The sequence below is a fragment of the Mesorhizobium sp. M0293 genome (assembly GCF_040321735.1).
Classification (GTDB): Bacteria; Pseudomonadota; Alphaproteobacteria; order Rhizobiales; family Rhizobiaceae; genus Mesorhizobium.
This window is the reverse complement of the sequence record NZ_JAMYSA010000020.1, coordinates 18,927-35,106: the sequence shown is the minus strand read 5'-3', so window position 1 is coordinate 35,106 and position 16,180 is coordinate 18,927. Positions and strand designations below refer to the sequence as shown.

General features: G+C 62.8%; 16 protein-coding genes. 8 read left to right on the top strand and 8 right to left on the bottom strand.

What is annotated here, in order from left to right; translation table 11 throughout:
• Nucleotides 1–85: 85 nt before the first annotated feature.
• The 8 genes from NKJ06_RS10470 (at nucleotide 86) to NKJ06_RS10435 (ending at nucleotide 7,388) form a co-directional block, all read left to right on the top strand.
• A complete protein-coding gene (locus NKJ06_RS10470; RefSeq protein WP_352630361.1) occupies nucleotides 86–1,405 on the top strand; it encodes an ABC transporter substrate-binding protein in 1,320 nt (439 codons plus the stop codon).
• Nucleotides 1,406–1,541: 136 nt separating this feature from the next.
• On the top strand, nucleotides 1,542–2,438 hold the full coding sequence (locus NKJ06_RS10465; RefSeq protein WP_023808865.1) for a carbohydrate ABC transporter permease: 897 nt from the start codon (nucleotides 1,542–1,544) through the stop codon (nucleotides 2,436–2,438).
• A 2-nt stretch (nucleotides 2,439–2,440) separates the two neighbouring features.
• Nucleotides 2,441–3,307, top strand: coding sequence for a carbohydrate ABC transporter permease (locus tag NKJ06_RS10460; protein ID WP_352630359.1), 867 nt, complete (start codon nucleotides 2,441–2,443; stop codon nucleotides 3,305–3,307).
• Nucleotides 3,308–3,311: 4 nt separating this feature from the next.
• Complete coding sequence (locus tag NKJ06_RS10455; protein WP_352630357.1) at nucleotides 3,312–4,409, top strand: ABC transporter ATP-binding protein; 1,098 nt, start codon at nucleotides 3,312–3,314, stop codon at nucleotides 4,407–4,409.
• A 5-nt stretch (nucleotides 4,410–4,414) separates the two neighbouring features.
• Nucleotides 4,415–5,527 (top strand): mandelate racemase/muconate lactonizing enzyme family protein, encoded by a 1,113-nt coding sequence (locus NKJ06_RS10450; RefSeq protein ID WP_352630356.1) that lies wholly within the window; start codon nucleotides 4,415–4,417, stop codon nucleotides 5,525–5,527.
• Between the two features lie 10 nt (nucleotides 5,528–5,537).
• Complete coding sequence (locus NKJ06_RS10445) at nucleotides 5,538–5,867, top strand: L-rhamnose mutarotase (RefSeq protein ID WP_352630354.1); 330 nt, start codon at nucleotides 5,538–5,540, stop codon at nucleotides 5,865–5,867.
• Nucleotides 5,860–6,936 carry a Gfo/Idh/MocA family protein gene (locus NKJ06_RS10440; RefSeq protein WP_352630352.1) on the top strand — a complete coding sequence of 359 codons (1,077 nt, stop codon included), beginning with the start codon at nucleotides 5,860–5,862 and terminating at the stop codon, nucleotides 6,934–6,936. Before NKJ06_RS10445 ends, NKJ06_RS10440 begins: the two co-directional genes overlap by 8 nt.
• Complete coding sequence (locus NKJ06_RS10435) at nucleotides 6,933–7,388, top strand: MaoC/PaaZ C-terminal domain-containing protein (protein WP_352630441.1); 456 nt, start codon at nucleotides 6,933–6,935, stop codon at nucleotides 7,386–7,388. The genes NKJ06_RS10440 and NKJ06_RS10435 overlap by 4 nt, the downstream gene beginning before the upstream one ends.
• A 62-nt stretch (nucleotides 7,389–7,450) precedes the next feature.
• On the opposite strand, the gene NKJ06_RS10430 is transcribed toward NKJ06_RS10435, so the two are convergent.
• From NKJ06_RS10430 to NKJ06_RS10395, 8 genes are all read right to left on the bottom strand, one after another.
• On the bottom strand, nucleotides 7,451–8,089 hold the full coding sequence (locus NKJ06_RS10430) for a GntR family transcriptional regulator (RefSeq protein ID WP_352809750.1): 639 nt from the start codon (nucleotides 8,087–8,089) through the stop codon (nucleotides 7,451–7,453).
• Between the two features lie 248 nt (nucleotides 8,090–8,337).
• Nucleotides 8,338–8,919, bottom strand: a complete 582-nt coding sequence (locus tag NKJ06_RS10425) for a hypothetical protein (RefSeq protein WP_352630348.1) — start codon at nucleotides 8,917–8,919, stop codon at nucleotides 8,338–8,340.
• A 1-nt stretch (nucleotide 8,920) separates the two neighbouring features.
• Nucleotides 8,921–10,603: an SWIM zinc finger family protein gene (locus NKJ06_RS10420; protein WP_352630346.1), complete on the bottom strand. Its 1,683-nt coding sequence runs from the start codon at nucleotides 10,601–10,603 to the stop codon at nucleotides 8,921–8,923.
• Entirely contained in the window at nucleotides 10,600–10,974 is a 375-nt protein-coding gene (locus NKJ06_RS10415) for a DUF3024 domain-containing protein (protein ID WP_352630344.1), read from the bottom strand. The genes NKJ06_RS10420 and NKJ06_RS10415 overlap by 4 nt, the downstream gene beginning before the upstream one ends.
• A 184-nt stretch (nucleotides 10,975–11,158) precedes the next feature.
• The gene (locus NKJ06_RS10410) at nucleotides 11,159–12,055 is read right to left on the bottom strand and encodes a dihydrodipicolinate synthase family protein (RefSeq protein ID WP_352630342.1); all 897 of its coding nucleotides are present in this window, start codon (nucleotides 12,053–12,055) and stop codon (nucleotides 11,159–11,161) included.
• A 115-nt stretch (nucleotides 12,056–12,170) separates the two neighbouring features.
• The gene (locus NKJ06_RS10405; RefSeq protein ID WP_352630340.1) at nucleotides 12,171–14,246 is read right to left on the bottom strand and encodes an ABC transporter ATP-binding protein; all 2,076 of its coding nucleotides are present in this window, start codon (nucleotides 14,244–14,246) and stop codon (nucleotides 12,171–12,173) included.
• Entirely contained in the window at nucleotides 14,243–15,151 is a 909-nt protein-coding gene (gene opp4C / locus NKJ06_RS10400) for an oligopeptide ABC transporter permease (RefSeq protein WP_352630338.1), read from the bottom strand. The genes NKJ06_RS10405 and opp4C overlap by 4 nt, the downstream gene beginning before the upstream one ends.
• A complete protein-coding gene (locus tag NKJ06_RS10395) occupies nucleotides 15,144–16,100 on the bottom strand; it encodes an ABC transporter permease (protein WP_352809748.1) in 957 nt (318 codons plus the stop codon). Before NKJ06_RS10395 ends, opp4C begins: the two co-directional genes overlap by 8 nt.
• Between the last annotated feature and the right edge of the window lie 80 nt (nucleotides 16,101–16,180).

Below are 16,180 nucleotides of genomic sequence, written 5' to 3'. Positions count from 1 at the left end.
ATGTTTTGTTTGTATATGAATGTAGCACTTCTTGTCATCAGACGAGTTGCGGTCGCCGCGGAGGCGGCACCAAGGGAGGATACCAATGAACAGACTGCTTTCCGGCGTGTGCGCCGGTGCATTGTTGCTTGCGTCAGGTGCAGGCGCGGCGCTTGCCGGCGACCTGCCCGGCAAGTTCGAAGGCGTGACCGTCGACGTGAAGCTGATCGGTGGCCAGCAATATGAAAAGCTCTACGAGCGCATTCCCGAATGGGAGAAGGCGACCGGCGCCAAGGTCAACATCCTGACCAAGAAGAACGGCTTCGACATCGACAAGGAGCTCAAGTCCGACATCGCCTCGGGCAGCACCAACTGGTGCGTCGGCTGGAACCATTCGTCGTTCGCGCCGCAATATACGAGCCTGTACACAGACCTTAGCAAATTGCTGCCCAAGGCAGAGATCGACGCCTTCGTGCCGTCGACGATCACATCCGCAACCATCGACGGCAAGCTGGAGATGCTGCCGCGCGCGCAGTTCGACGTTTCGGCGCTCTACTACCAGAAGAGCCTGTACGGGAACGCCGACAACAAGACCAAGTTCAAGGCGAAATACGGCTATGACCTGGTGCCGCCGGACACCTGGAAGGAAGTCACCGACCAGGCCGAATTCTTCGCCAACCCGCCCAATTTCTACGGCACGCAATTCGCCGGCAAGGAAGAGGCGATCAACGGCCGCTTCTACGAGATGGTCGTCGCCGAGGGCGGCGAGTACCTCGACAAGGACGGCAAGCCGGTCTTCAATTCCGAGGCCGGCATCCGGGCGCTCGACTGGTTCGTCAACCTCTACAAGGCCAAGGCCGTGCCTGCCGGAACCACCAACTACCTGTGGGACGATCTCGGCCAGGGCTTTGCTTCGGGCACCGTCGCCATCAATCTCGACTGGCCGGGCTGGGCCGGCTTCTTCAACGATCCGAAATCGTCGAAAGTCGCCGGCAATGTCGGCGTCAAGGTTGCGCCGAAGGGTTCTTCAGGCAAGCGCACCGGCTGGTCTGGTTTTCATGGCTTCTCCGTGACCGAGAACTGCCCGAACAAGGAGGCCGCGGCTTCCCTAGTGTGGTGGCTGACCAACGAGGACAGCCAGAAGCTCGAAGCCGCCGCAGGTCCGCTGCCGACCCGCACGGCCGTGTGGGACTGGGACCTGAAGCAGGCCGAAAACGATCCTTACAAGAAGGAGGTTCTCACCGCCTTCCAGGAAGAGGCCAAGCACGCTTTTGCCGTGCCGCAGACGCCTGAATGGATCGAGATTTCGAACGCCGTCTATCCCGAACTGCAGGCGGCGATCCTCGGCGACAAGACGTCCAAGCAGGCACTGGATGACGCCGCCGCCAAGGCGACGCAAATCCTCCAGGACGCCGGCAAGCTCTAGTAGCGGTTCCCAGGGCTGCCTCCCCCATTAGAAAATGGGGGAGGCGATCGCGTTTCGCTGGACGCCAGCGGTTTACGCTGATCCTTCGCCCCGGGCCCGCGCACTGCCGTCCAATGCAAACACCTCAAGGATTCTGATGAAGGGCTTCAAGCCATCCGCGCCATTCCTGCTGCTGCTTCCGGCCATGATCGTGCTGGCGGCAGTGGTCGTGGTGCCGCTGCTTCTGTCGCTTTATTCGAGCTTCACGCCGTTCCGCCTGACGCGGCCCGAGACATTCTACGTCTTCATCGGCATCCGGAATTATCTTTCGATCCTGTCCAACACCGATTTCTGGTGGGCCTTCGGCCGCACTGTGCTGCTGCTGACCATCGCGCTCAATCTCGAAATGCTGCTTGGCCTTGGCCTCGCCATGCTGGTCGAGAAGGCAACGCGCGGCCAGCGCATCCTGCGCACGCTGATGATGTTCCCGATGATGTTCTCGCCGATCCTCGTCGGCTTCCAGTTCAAGTTCATGTTCAACGACAATATCGGTCTGGTGAACAATGCCCTGCAGTCGCTCGGCATCACGCAGGACGCCATACCGTGGCTGATCGAAGGCCATCTCGCCTTCATCGCCATTTCGATCGCCGAGATCTGGTCGTCGACGGCGATCTTCGCCATCCTGATCCTCGCCGGACTGCTCGCCATGCCCAAGGAGCCGATCGAGGCGGCGCGGGTCGACGGTTGCACGCCATGGCAGACGTTCCGCTATGTGACGTGGCCGTTCGTCATGCCGTTCGCCTACATCGCCATGACCATCCGCTCGCTCGACGTCGCGCGCGCCTATGACATCGTCAAAATCATGACCGATGGCGGACCGGCGGGCCGCACCGAGCTGTTGTGGACACTGGTGGCACGCACCGCATACAGCGACGGGCGCATGGGCATGGCCAACGCCATGGCCTATTTCTCGATCCTGCTGTCGATCGCCTTCACCGTCTATTTCTTCAACAAGCTCGCCGCGGCGCGCACGCAAATCGGTGCTGAGTGGTGAAGATGGACGAGAACTCTTCCGCCCGCCTCAAGCGCCGGCTGCTGGGCGTCGTCTATCGCATCGGCCTGTTCCTGGCGATGCTGACCATCTGCTTGCCGGGCCTATGGATCGTCCTCTCGTCGCTGCGGCCGGCGGTCGAGATCATGGCCAAGCCGCCGGTGTGGATTCCGCAGGAAATTTCGTTCGACGCCTATATCGCGATGTTCAGCGGCATCGGCAAGGGCGGCATCCCTGTCATCGAATATTTCCGCAACTCGCTGATCATCTCGGTGACCTCGACGGTCATTGCAGTGGCCATCGGCATGGCCGGCGGCTATGCCTTCGCGCGCTACCGCTTCCGCGGCAAGTCGAGCGTCTTTCTCGGCCTGATGCTGACGCGCACGGTGCCTGGCATCGCGCTGTCGCTGCCGCTGTTCTTCCTTTATGTGCGGCTCGGCATCATCGACACGCATTTTGGGCTGATCCTTGCCTATGTCGCGCTCAATGTGCCGTTCACGATCTGGCTGATCGACGGATTCTTCCGCCAGGTGCCCAAGGACCTCGCGGAGGCGGCACAGATCGACGGCTGCACGCGCTGGCAGGCATTCTGGCAGGTCGAGTTTCCGCTCGCCGGGCCGGGTATTGCGTCGGCCGCGATCTTCGCCTTCCTGACCTGCTGGAACGAGTTCGCGCTGGCCTCGCAACTGACCCGCTCGGTGAGCGCCAAGACGCTGCCGGTCGGCCTGCTCGACTACACGGCCGAGTTCACCATCGACTGGCGCGGCATGTGCGCGCTGGCCGTGGTTATGATCATTCCGGCGCTCACCCTCACCTACATCGTCCAGAAACACCTAGTCGGCGGCCTGACCTCCGGTGCGGTGAAAGGCTGATCCAATGGCAACCGTTACCCTCACCAAGCTGACCAAGCGCTACGGCAATATCGGCATCGTGCACGGCATCGATCTCGAGATCGCCGACCGCGAATTCATCGCGCTGGTCGGCCCCTCCGGCTGCGGCAAGTCGACGACACTGCGCATGATCGCCGGGCTGGAAGAGATCAGCGCCGGCTCGATCGAGATCGGCGGGCGCGTCGTCAACGATCTGCCGCCGCGGTCGCGCAACATCTCGATGGTATTCCAGTCCTATGCGCTCTACCCGCACATGACGGTGCGCGAGAATCTCGGCTTCTCCCTGAAGATCGCAGGTGCTGCCAAGGAAGATATGGATCGTCGCGTCGCCGAGGCCTCGGCCATTCTTGGCCTCGACACGCTGCTCGACCGACGCCCCTCGCAACTCTCCGGCGGCCAGCGCCAGCGCGTCGCCATGGGCCGGGCCATCGTGCGCGACCCCGATGTGTTCCTGTTCGACGAGCCCCTCTCCAATCTCGATGCCAAATTGCGCACGCAGATGCGCACCGAGATCAAGAAGCTGCATGCCAAGGTGCAGTCGACGGTGATCTACGTCACACATGACCAGGTCGAGGCGATGACGCTTGCCGATCGCATCGTCATCATGCGCGACGGTCATATCGAACAGGTCGGCACCCCCGATGAGGTCTTCCGGCGGCCGGCGACGCGTTTCGTTGCCGGCTTCATCGGCTCGCCGCCGATGAATTTGCATGAGGCGACGATCGATGACGGCAAGCTGGTTTTCGCCAGCGGCGAAAAGCTGCCGCTGCCCGGCCAGTTCAAGGCCAATGTCGCGACCGGGGACAAGGTCGTGTTCGGGCTGCGGCCAGACGACATCTATCCGACCGGCCACGGGATCAGCTCCGGTGGCGCTGCCGACGTCCACCAGATCGAACTGCCGATCACGGTCACCGAACCGCTCGGCAACGAGACACTGGTGTTCGTCGAATTCAATCGCGAAGACTGGGTTTCGCGGATGCTGAACCCGAGACCACTGCGGCCGGGCGAGCGGGTCGCCATGAGCCTCGACATGTCACAGGCGCATCTGTTTGCCACTGAGACCGGAAAGACATTGCGGAGCTGATCGGCATGGCCAGAATCGAGAAAGTCGAATTGCGAATGGTGGACCTTGTGCCCAAGGTCAAGCGCACGGACGCGATCCAGAGCTTCGTCAGCCAGGAAACGCCGATCGTCACGATCACCGATTCCGACGGCGCGGTCGGTACCGGTTACAGCTACACGATCGGCACCGGCGGCTCGTCGGTGATGCGGCTTCTCTCCGATCATCTGGCGCCGCGGCTGATCGGCCGCGACCCCGACATGATCGAGGCGATCTGGCACGACCTCGAATTCGCCACGCATGCCACGACGATCGGCGCGATCACCGCAATCGCGATCGCCGCGATCGATACCGCGCTGTGGGATCTGCGGGCCAAGAAGCAGAACCTGCCGCTATGGAAACTTGCCGGCGGCGCCAAGGATCGTTGTCCGCTCTACACCACCGAAGGCGGCTGGCTGCACATCGAGACGCAGGCTCTGGTCGATGACGCGCTGGCCGCCAAGGCCAAGGGTTTTCGCGGTTCGAAGGTGAAGATCGGCAGGCCGCATGGATCAGAGGATCTTGCCCGCCTGTCGGCGGTGCGCAAGGCGGTCGGCGATGGCTACGAGATCATGACCGATGCCAATCAAGGGTTTTCGGTCGACGAGGCGATCCGGCGCGCCGCGAGACTGCGCGAACTCGACCTCGCCTGGATCGAGGAGCCGCTGCCAGCCGACGACATTGACGGGCATGTGCGATTGTCGAACTCGACGCCGACGCCGATCGCCATTGGCGAGTCACTGTATTCCATCCGCCATTTCCGCGAATACATGCAGAAAGGCGCCTGTTCGATCGTGCAGGTCGATGTCGGCCGCATCGGCGGCATCACGCCCTGGCTCAAGATCGCCCATGCGGCGGAGGCCTTCGACATCCCGGTCTGCCCGCATTTCCTGATGGAACTGCATGTCAGCCTGACATGCGCTGTTCAGAACGGCAGGTATGTCGAGTACATTCCGCAGCTCGACCAGTTGACCGGCAAGCATATGCGCATCGAAGATGGCCAGGCGCTGGCACCCGACGAGCCAGGCATCGGGATCGATTGGGACTGGGACGCGGTCAAGGCCATGAGCATCGCCGAATTCACCACGGCGATCACGAAGTAGAGGAACGAACATGCAGCGGATGGGGATGGTTCTGGGGCTAAAGCCTGAAAAGGTCGAGGAGTATGTCCGCCTGCACGCCGCCGTCTGGCCCGACGTGCTGACCATGATCTCGGCCTGCAACATCAAGAACTATTCGATCTACCTGAAGCGGCCGGAGAACCTGCTGTTCAGCACGTTCGATTACCATGGCACCGACTACGAAGCCGACATGGCCAAGATGGCGGCCGACCCGAAGACACAGGAATGGTGGGCGGTCTGCATGCCTTGCCAGGAACCGCTGGCGACACGCAAGGAGGGCGAATGGTGGGCAGCGATGGACGAGGTCTTCCATCATGACTGAAGGCGGTTTCGACCCTGCCTTGCTCGTCCAGTCCTGGCCCAAACCTTCGACGCCCCGGCCGGTCGTCACCTTCGGCGCCGGATCGATCGTCGGCGATGCGCATTTCCCGGCCTATCGGAAGGCCGGCTTTCCTGTCGCCGGCCTCTACGACCCCGACCACGCCAGAGCTGAAAAACTGGCCAGCCAATGGGGTGTGACAGCCTTTCGCTCGGCGGAGGAAGCGGCCGCTGTCGAGGGTGCGATCTTCGACCTCGCCACGCCGCCCTCACGTCACGCCGATGTGCTGAAATTCTTGCCCGATGGCGCGGTGGCGCTGATCCAGAAGCCGATGGGCAGCAACCTCACTGAAGCAACCGCAATCCTTGAGATCTGCCGCGCCAAAAAGCTCCATGCGGCAGTGAACTTCCAGCTACGCTTCGCGCCCATGATGCTGGCGCTCAAGGACGCCATCGCTAAGGGCTGGCTCGGCGAGGTCGTCGACTTCGACGCCTGGCTGGCGCTGGCGACACCGTGGGAACTTTGGGAGTTCCTGCTCAAGGCGCCGCGGGTCGAAATCGCCATGCATTCGATCCACTATCTCGATCTGATCAGGCAGTTGCTTGGCGACCCCAAAGGCATCCATGCCAAGACGCTTGGCCATCCCAACCATAAGGTGGCGCAGACGCGCACCAGCGCTATTCTCGACTATGGCGACACCGTGCGCTGCGCCCTGTCGATCAACCACGACCACAAATTCGGACGCCGGCACCAGGCCTGCGAGTTCCGCATCTGCGGCACCGAGGGCGCTGCCTATCTCAAGCTCGGTCTCAACCTCGATTATCCCACAGGTGAGCCCGATGTGCTGGAGATCTACCCCAAGGGCGGAACGGACTGGATCGCCGTGCCCTTGGCCGGCGAGTGGTTTCCCGATGCCTTCGTCGGCCGCATGACCAATGTCCAACGTTTCGCGGCCGGAGAAGATGCTACGCTGATCAGTCCGGTCGAGGATGCGTGGAGCACGATGGCGCTGGTCGAGGCCGCCTATCGGTCGAGTGCGGCACCGGCGACGCCGATCGCGGAAAGGCCCTGATGGAACAGATCCAGTATTTCGAGGACTATGAGATCGGCTCGTCGCGTCTCACCAGCGGCCGTACCGTCACCGAGACCGACTTCATAGTCCACGCCGGCCATACCGGCGATTTCTTTCCGCATCACATGGATGCCGAGTTCATGAAGACGACGCCGTTCGGCCAGCGCATTGCGCATGGCACGCTGGTGTTTTCCGTCGGCATCGGCCTGACGGCAACCATCGTCAACCCGGTCGCTTTTTCCTATGGCTATGACCGTCTGCGCTTCATCAAGCCGGTGTTCATCGGCGACACGATCCGCACGCGCACCACCATCGCGGCCAAGGAAGACGATCCCAAGCGGCCGGGTTCTGGACGAGTGATCGAACGCTGCGAAGTGATCAACCAGCGCGGCGAAGTCGTGCTGGCCGCCGACCACATCTACATTGTCGAACGCAGGCCCGCGCAGGGCTGAGACTCACCACCGTCTATGAGACGGTGGCCCAACCGGCATGAGGACCCGAGCCACGCCTCAAACTAGGATTTTCGCGACAGGCCATCTTCCCTGATCGCGCTGACCAGCGTCTCGCTTCCTTCGCGAAGATGCTGCCTCAGGATGACTATGGCCTTGTCGCCCTTGCGCCGCCGGCAGGCAGCCAGCAGATCGCGGTGCTCCGTCTGCGAGCGGTTGCGATAGTCCAGGTTCGACAAAAGGATGCGGACGTAACGATCGGCCGCATTGTGGTGCGCCTCGATCAGGCCGAGCAATCGATTGTTGCCGCAGGCATCGTAGAGAGCCAGATGAAAGGCCCTGTTCAGCGCGCCCCATCGGCCGACATTGCGCTCCGCGTCGATCTGGTCGAGCACCTGTTCCGCCTCATCGAGCTTCACGCCGGATAGGCTGGGTACTGAGAGCCGAAGCGCCTCGCTTTCGAGCAGCTCGCGCAGCGCGTAGATTTCACTGATCTCGGCGCTGTCCATCCGCGCGACCTGCGCGCCCTTTGTCGGATGGATGGAAACAATGCCCTCGGCCTCCAGCTGGCGAAGGGCATCACGAATGGGCATGCGACTGAAGCCGAACTGCTCGGCCAGTTCGTCCTGGCGCAGCGGAGTGCCCGCCTTTATGGTTCCATTGGCAATGGCCTCGCGCAAGACATTCGCGATTTGCTCGGCCACGGTCCGCGGCCCCTGCATCAAGCTTTCCGCAAATCCTCGCAATCGATGCTCCCGTTTCACGCAGCAGCGAGCCTAACGGAAAACCCGCTTTGTGGATATAAGTATGCCCGTATACTCATCGCTTTCGCCCGAATGGCCGGGAAAGCGCTCGGTGTCGCAAGAGCTGCCGGTCTCCACAACAGGCACAGTCCGATGCCTGTGATGTGAAGCGGTTGTCCGAAGTACGGCCAAGCCGGGTCGCCCAGCCTTCAGCCAGTCTGCGGCAGGTCAAGCGCGGAGCGCACCCGGCCGACACCACGCTTGTAGAGCATCGCACCTTGGGCAGGAGCGAGCAGATCGTCATGCGGCGTGAAGTCCACGATGCGCTTGTTGAAGGCGACCTCCCCGCACCCGGGAGCCAGGCAGTCGAGTTTTCCTTTCGGACATGAACTGAACTTGCAGAGTCGGCCCAGGTAATTGTCGCTGCCGGGTTCGATCAGAAAAACATCCAACTGGTGATCGGCAACGCTGATCCCTGTTCCCTTCTCAAAGGCCTCGCGCAGGGCAAGCGCGGCGGCGCGGCGCAGTTCGCCGAGGCGTTCCTGCGAGTCGAGCCAGAGTGCCAGATCGAGATCGCTGCATTCATGCCAGACCTCGATCCGTTCGCGCCGGAATTCGCTGAAGCGCGGCACCTCTTTCCAAAGCGGCTTCGCGACGGAGCCGATAACGGCCACCGCCCCCACCTCGCGGAAGCGCGTCCAGGCATCGGTGACGACATCAGCCGCCGCGCGGAACTGCCGCTGGCGTTCCAGCATGTAGCGATTTTGCTCGTCAATCGCCGCGCGCCGCATGTCAGGCCAACAATTTCATGAAATTGCGCTTGCGGCCGAAGCGGTCCTTCACATCCGCCAGATACGCGGCATGTTCGGATGCCATGCGCAGGCCGGCCATACGGCCGATCAAGACTGCCGCTTCCGCATAGGCATCGTTGCCACCAAACTGGGCCAGCTGGTTGACGCGTTCCGCGTAAATCTTCAGGGCCTCACGCGGATGCGTGACTTCGCTGGCCTGCGCAAGCTTCTCCTTTAGCCCCCCGGAAGCGCCGTGTTCGCGCGTATGTGCCCACGCCAACTCAAACTGCTTCTCCTCAATCAGGATGCTGATAAGCAGATCGGCCGGATAATACCAGGTTGACGGCTTCTCGCGCGCCAGTCTGGATTGGAGACGCTCGATCGCGCGATCGCGCGCCTCCTTGCCACCCGACTTGCACAGCCGTTGATACAGTCCGAGGCTCGGCGCCTTCTCGAATGCGCGCCACAGATGCGCTTCAGCGTCCGCATCGCGACCGGCTGCGGTCAGCAGGTCGACTGCAAAGAAAACGAGCTGCTCGTCAGGTCGGTCATCCTCGAACATCCACAGGCCATCCTCGGCCCAGCGCAAAGCCTCTTCCGCACGACCTTGCGAGAGGCAGAATTTGGCGATTTGCAGATAGGCTTGCTGTGAGGACAGATGCTTGGCGCGAAGCGCAATGCGCGCCTCCACGTCGCCATCGCGTTCGGCAAAGAAGTCGAGGATTTCCTGGAGCCTGAAATGGTCCCCAGACAGTATGTGACCCGCCCGGTTCCTGCTGGCGGTCGCGGGCAACTCATCCCAAGCCTCGGTGGCAAGGCGACGGTATTCAGCCAATCCTTCCTCGCCGAGGATGTCGCCATAGACCCCGGCCGCGCCAGCAAAGGTGTCGTATTCACCGTTCATCTCGCGTGCGAAAAGGTCACGCGCCAGGGACAAGGGTTCGCGAGGCGCCTCCAAGGCAGCGTTGCAGTGAATTTCGCATGCCCGTTCGAGAAGTGGGGCGCAATGGCCATCGGAATCGTCCACGCCCTCGATGGCAGCCTCGATCCGATCGACGGCTCGCATAGCGAGCCGCATGACGATGCCCGCATGCTTGCTCGAGACCGAGGCGATCACGTCGAGCGCCTCGTCCACGCCTTGGGCCCAGTCAGGCACCTCGCGGTAGTCTATGAAGCCATTCGTGGCGGTTGCGCCGTCAATCATCTTGCCGAGACGCGCCTCGAGAGTCCTCTCGTCACCATGTGTAGCGAGCGCGGCCATTTCGAGCTTACGCAACAGGATCGGGTCGCGCTCGGCAAAATCCATGATCATCTCGACGAGTGTCGCGATGTCCTTGCTCTCCAGATGTTGGCGAATGCCCGCGAAGACGTCGAGGCTTTCCGCTTCAGCGTCGCTGACTACCGCATTTGCCGCCAGCGCTGTTGCCACCAAATGCTTGCAATAGCCCCAATCCTCGAAGGCGCGGCAGGAACACGTGCCGTCGACCGACTCTGCACGCCCCATCAGCTCAACGCGATAGTCCTCCGTGCCGGCAACCTGCGCCAGCACGCGCTTCGACCCGACGGTCAGCAGTCGCACCAGCCCGTCACGCCAGTAGGCCTCGCCGCGCGAGTACACCTTGCTGCCGACAAGGTCGCGCAGGGCATCGACATCGAAACGGGGTCGACTGTTCTTGCGGTTCATAGTGGCGGCTGGAGCCTCGAGTCAGCCGAGATGAGACGCAGGGCCTCGTCCAACGTAACGGTCGCGTGCAGCCGCCACCATGTTCCGGTGTGCCTGTGCCACATGAGGTCGAACCGGGTCTCGGCGAGATGCTCCTCCGCATGGTCGAGCCGGGCGAAGGGAGCGTTGAATTCTTCACCTTCATCCGAACGGTAGCGCGCGGAGAAACCGTATTTGCTTCCTCGCCACTTGCCGAAAATGTCTAGCGGATAGTCGAGCCGATTCGGCCGGCCGTGGATGAACCGTGGCTTCAGAACATCGGCGATGAAACGCTCGCAGTCGGCGGCGATGGCCAGCTTCTCGCCGGCCGAAAGTTTCTTGACCCACACCATCGCGTTCCCGCTATCGCCGCCAAGAGCGCTGTGGTGCTACCCTCAGCCATGCGGCTATCGCCGTTTATGATAATCGACCGATCCGGTGAGGCAATCCTTTTGAGGCAAGATGCCTCCGAATTTGCGGGAACTGCCTGATGGTCTCTTCGCATTCGGCGGCTGCGGATCTTTCAGCCAACTCCTCTCACACCAGCCATTCTCTCACCCCCGGGCGAGAAAGAACCGCGCGCATCCGCTCTTCGGCGTCGGCAACAGCCAGCGCCATCGGCGCGCGGGTCGGGCCGCAATCGACGCCGATGACGCGGAAGGCCGCTTTCATGCCCGGCAGGACGCCGGTTTCCAGCAGCACCTCGACGAAATCCTGCGACACCATCTGCAGCACTTTCGCCCGTGCCAGATCGCCGGCGCGGATCGCCTGGTCGATCGCCACGTACAGTCTGCCGAGCAGATTGTAGGTGGTGCCGATGCCGCCATCGGTGCCGAGCATGCCGGCGGCGGCATAGATCTCGTCGAAGCCGTAGTAGAACAGTTTTTGCGGCTGCCGCTTGCGCAGCAATGAATATTTGAACAGGTCGGTGGAGGTGAATTTGATGCCGACGACATTGCCGAGATCGAGCAGCCGGACCAGGAGGTTGAGCGGCAATGGCCGGCCGGTGCGCAGGGGGATTTCGTAGACGATCAGCGGCAGATCCGTCGCCGCCGCCAGCCCCTGGTAGTAGCCAAAGACCTCTTCATCGGAGAATGGATAGGAATGCGGTGGCAGCGCCGACAGCGCGTGATAGCCGAGCTTTTGCGCCTGCCGTGCCAGGCGGATGGAATCGCGCAGGTTCGGCATGCCGACATGGGCAATCAGCCTGGTACCGCTGCTTGCAGCACTGGCGAACACCACCTCTTGCTGAGCCAGCAATTCGTCCACCGTAAGCAGGCCGGATTCGCCGCTGCTGCCGCCGACATAGAGCCCGGCCAGACCCTGGCGCAGGACATAGTCGTTGATGTTGCGCTGGCGCTGCGGATCGAACTCGCCGGCATCGCTCAGTCCGGTCATCAAGGCGGCATACATGCCCGCCAGTTTCTTGGTCATTTGGGGATCCTCAGTAGATTCAGAGATTTCATTGGGTTCCATCCCGGACAGATCGGGATGGAGGTTTTTTGTTTGACCATGGTCTTTTCCGAAAACCGGATTCCACTTTTCGGGATCATGGTCCATCGCCGGCACGGTGGCAGGCGACAAGATGCTGGCCAGAGATGGGCAAGCCGAAATCGCGCACCTCCGGCGTCACCCGCGTGCAGATGTCGCTCGCCAGGGGACAGCGCGGATAAAAATGGCAACCGGGCGGCGGCTTCGATGGATCGGGCACCGCACCGCCCAGCACGATGCGCTTGCGTGTTCCGCCGGCCTTGGGGTCGGGCACCGGGATCGCCGACAGCAGCGCGCGTGTATAGGGATGCAGCGGGCTGCCGAACACCATCGCCGTGGTGCCGATCTCGACGATCCGGCCCAGATACATCACCGCAACGCGGTCGCTGAGATAGCGGATCATCGACAAATCATGGCCGATGAACAGATAAGTCAGCCCGAGGCGCGCCTTGAGGTCGTCCAACAGATTGACGATCTGCGCCTGGATGGAGACGTCGAGCGCCGAGATCGGCTCGTCGGCAATAATGAATTTTGGATTGGCCGCCAGAGCGCGGGCAATGCCGACACGCTGGCGCTGGCCACCGGAGAGCTCGAACGGGTAGCGGTCGCGCAGCGCTTCCCGCAGGCCGACCAGCGCCAGCAATTCACTGACGCGGGTGTCGCGCGTCGCGCGGGTGCCGATCTTCTGGGCGCGCAGCCCCTCGCCGATGATGCGCCCGACGGTCATGCGCGGATTGAGCGAGCCGAACGGGTTCTGGAAAACTATCTGCATGTCGCGGCGGCGCTGCTTGAGCTGCTCGCCTGTCGCGCCTGCATAGTCCCTGCCTTCGAAGACGACACTGCCGGCGCTCGGACGCTCCAGGCCAAGCACGGCACGGCCGGTCGTCGACTTGCCGCAGCCGCTTTCACCGACCAGCGCCAGTGTCTCGCCGCGCAGCACCTCGAAGCTGACGCCATCGACCGCATGCACCGCGCCGACCTGCCGCCTGAGCACGCCGCGGCGGATGGGGAAATGCAGCTTGAGGTCGGAGACGACAAGCAGTGGTTCCTGCTTGGACGCCGCCGCTGCCGGAGCCGCGCCAGATGCGGCCGTCAGCGCACGTGGTAATCGCTCTACCTGTCGCCAGCGCCAGCATGCGGTGGTGTGGCCGGCGCCGACCATTTCCAGTGGCGGTTTCTGCTCGCGGCAGCGCGCCTCGGCATAATCGCAGCGCGGTGCGAAGGCGCAGAAGGTCGGCGGCAGGGTGACGTTGGGCGGCGCGCCCTTGATCGGCACCAACCTTGTGTTTGCCGCCGTCAGCGATGGAATCGAGTTCAATAGGCCGATCGTGTAGGGATGCGTCGTCGCCGAAAACAGTTCATCGACCGGCGCGCATTCGACGATCGAGCCCGCATACATCACCGCGACGCGGTCGACGAAACCCGCGACCAGGCTGAGATCATGGCTGATCCAGATGATCGCCATGCCGAGCTGTTTTTGCAGGCGGGCGACCAGCTCGACGATCTGCGCCTGGATGGTGACGTCGAGGGCCGTCGTCGGCTCGTCGGCGATCAGGATCGACGGCTTGCAGACCAGCGCCATGGCGATGCCGATGCGCTGCAATTGCCCGCCGGAGAACTGGTGTGGAAAGGCACGCATGCGCTGCGGCGCGTTGGCGATGCCGACCAGCGCTAGCATGTCGAGCGCCTGGCGCTCGGCCTGCGGCTGACTCAGGCCCTGGTGCTCTCGCAGCGCCTCGGTCAGCTGCAGGCCGATGGTCAGCACCGGGTTCAGCGACGACATCGGATCCTGGAAGATCATGGCGATGTCGCGGCCGCGGATCTGGCGCAATTCACTGTCTGATATGGCCAGGAGATCGCGGCCTCGAAACAACGCACGGCCGGAGGTGACCCGGCCGGGAGGCTTGCGGATCAGGCCCATCAACGTCTGCACGGTGACCGACTTGCCGGAGCCGCTTTCGCCGACGATGGCCAGCGACTCGCCTTCGGCAAGATCGAAGGAGACGTCGTTGACGGCATAGACGGAGCTGCCTTTGGGGCCGAATTCGACGCTTAGCCCTTGCACGGAAAGCACAGCTTGCTGCCCGATCCCCTTTGCTGCCCTGCCAACGGCAAGTGTGTCGGTGCCTGTCATTTGGCGCCCCCGCCCATGATGTGCTGCGGGTCGAGCGCGTCACGCAGGCCGTCGCCGACGAAGTTGATGCTGAGCACGGCCATCGCGATCATCGCGCCGGGCGGGATCCACATCCAGGGCTGGCTTTCCAGGATCGACAGCGTACGGGCATCACGCAGCATGTTGCCCCAACTGGCCGCCGGCGCCTGCGCGCCGAGGCCGAGGAAGGACAGCGAGGCCTCGAGCAGGATGACGGTGGCGACGTCGAGCGTGATCGCCACCAGGATCGGACTCAGCACGTTGGGCAATATGTGTTCGAGGATGATGACCGACGGCGGGGTGCCGAGCGAGCGCGCGGCGAGGATGAATTCCTGGTTGCGCAGCGCCAGGATCTCGCCGCGCGTCAGCCGGGCGATGGACGGCCAGCTGAGCAGGCCGATAACCACCATGGTGTTGAAGATGCTGGGGCCAACCACGGCGACGAAAGCGATGATGATGACCAGGCGGGGAAAGGTCAGCACCATGTCGATCAGGCTCATCAGCAAGAGATCGACCTTGCCGCCGAAATAGCCGGCAACGCAGCCGATGAAGATGCCTATTGCCGCCGAGATCGCGACGGCGACGAAGCCGACCGTCAGCGAGATGCGGCCGCCATAGAGTATGCGGGCAAAGATGTCGCGGCCGGTGCCGTCGGTACCGAGCCAATGCATGCCGCCGGGCGGCTGGTTGCGGCCGCGCAGGTCGATGTCGTTGGGGCCGTAATGCGCGATCAGCGGCGCCAGCACGCAAGCGAGCACGATGGTGGCGAGCATGATCAGTCCAAGCGTCGCCAGACGGTGGTTGAGGAAGCGGCGCGCCGCCTCTCCCCACAGGCCGCGCGAGGCGCCGGCGGCAATCGTCATGTCGGCGGCGGTGACGTCAGTCATAGCTCACCCTGGGGTCGAGCACGCTGTAGGCAAGGTCGGTCGCAAGGTTAGCCAGCATGACGATGATGGCGGTGATCAGCACATAGCCCATGATCACAGGGCTATCCCTGTTGACCACCGCGTCGATGAACATCAGGCCGATGCCCGGCCACTGGAAGATCGTCTCGATCACCACCGAGCCGCCGAACAGCGTCGGCAAAGTGAGGCCGAAGACGGTGACCAGCGGGATCAAAGCGTTGCGCAGGCCGTGGCGCAGCGTGATCGTGCTTGGCCGCAGGCCCTTGGCCTTGGCGGTGCGCATATAGTCCTGGTTTAGCACTTCGAGCATGCCGGCGCGGGCGTAGCGCATGAAGATCGCGGCGCGAAACAAAGCGAGCGCTACGGCAGGCAGGATCAGGTGCCTGAGATTGTCGACGAACGAGAAGCTGTCACCGGCAGTGGAAATGCCGGACGACGGCAACCAGCGCAATTCCAGTGCAAAGACGTAGACGAGCAGCAGCCCCATGAAGAAATCTGGGATCGACACGCCGACAAAGCCGCCCAGCGTCAGCGAATAATCGGTCAACTTGTATTGCCTGAGCGCCGAGATCACACCCAGCGTCGTGCCGATGATGAAGGCGACGAGCAGTGCCACCCCCATCAGTTCCAGCGTCATCGGCAGGCGCTCGGCGATGATCTCGCCGACGCTGCGGCCATTGACGAAGGAGCGGCCGAGATTGCCGTGCAGGATCTGGCCGATCCAGTTGAGGTATTGGATGTAGAGCGGCTGGTCGAGGCCGAGCTCGCCGCGCCGCATCGCGATCAGCGCCTCGCTCGACGGCGCCTCCGCCGTGATCATCGCCAGCACGGCATCGCCCGGCATGGCATGCGCGATCACGAAGACGATGACGGTGACGCCGAACAGCACCGGGATGCTGAGCAGCAGCTTGCGCAAGAGATAGCTGAGCACCGGCTTCTCCTATCGCTGAAGGCGGCTGTTGAGGCGGTGGGTCACGAGGTTTCCAGAGCCTCATGACAAACCGATGAGGA

Excerpts from the sequence above, each read along its gene's own strand:
- NKJ06_RS10470 (WP_352630361.1), top strand. The coding sequence starts at position 86 with ATGAACAGACTGCTTTCCGGCGTGTGCGCCGGTGCATTGTTGCTTGCG.
- NKJ06_RS10465 (WP_023808865.1), top strand. The coding sequence starts at position 1,542 with ATGAAGGGCTTCAAGCCATCCGCGCCATTCCTGCTGCTGCTTCCGGCC.
- NKJ06_RS10460 (WP_352630359.1), top strand. The coding sequence starts at position 2,441 with ATGGACGAGAACTCTTCCGCCCGCCTCAAGCGCCGGCTGCTGGGCGTC.
- NKJ06_RS10455 (WP_352630357.1), top strand. The coding sequence starts at position 3,312 with ATGGCAACCGTTACCCTCACCAAGCTGACCAAGCGCTACGGCAATATC.
- NKJ06_RS10450 (WP_352630356.1), top strand. The coding sequence starts at position 4,415 with ATGGCCAGAATCGAGAAAGTCGAATTGCGAATGGTGGACCTTGTGCCC.
- NKJ06_RS10445 (WP_352630354.1), top strand. The coding sequence starts at position 5,538 with ATGCAGCGGATGGGGATGGTTCTGGGGCTAAAGCCTGAAAAGGTCGAG.
- NKJ06_RS10440 (WP_352630352.1), top strand. The coding sequence starts at position 5,860 with ATGACTGAAGGCGGTTTCGACCCTGCCTTGCTCGTCCAGTCCTGGCCC.
- NKJ06_RS10425 (WP_352630348.1), bottom strand. The coding sequence starts at position 8,919 with ATGCGGCGCGCGGCGATTGACGAGCAAAATCGCTACATGCTGGAACGC.
- NKJ06_RS10420 (WP_352630346.1), bottom strand. The coding sequence starts at position 10,603 with ATGAACCGCAAGAACAGTCGACCCCGTTTCGATGTCGATGCCCTGCGC.
- NKJ06_RS10415 (WP_352630344.1), bottom strand. The coding sequence starts at position 10,974 with ATGGTGTGGGTCAAGAAACTTTCGGCCGGCGAGAAGCTGGCCATCGCC.
- NKJ06_RS10410 (WP_352630342.1), bottom strand. The coding sequence starts at position 12,055 with ATGACCAAGAAACTGGCGGGCATGTATGCCGCCTTGATGACCGGACTG.
- NKJ06_RS10405 (WP_352630340.1), bottom strand. The coding sequence starts at position 14,246 with ATGACAGGCACCGACACACTTGCCGTTGGCAGGGCAGCAAAGGGGATC.
- opp4C (WP_352630338.1), bottom strand. The coding sequence starts at position 15,151 with ATGACTGACGTCACCGCCGCCGACATGACGATTGCCGCCGGCGCCTCG.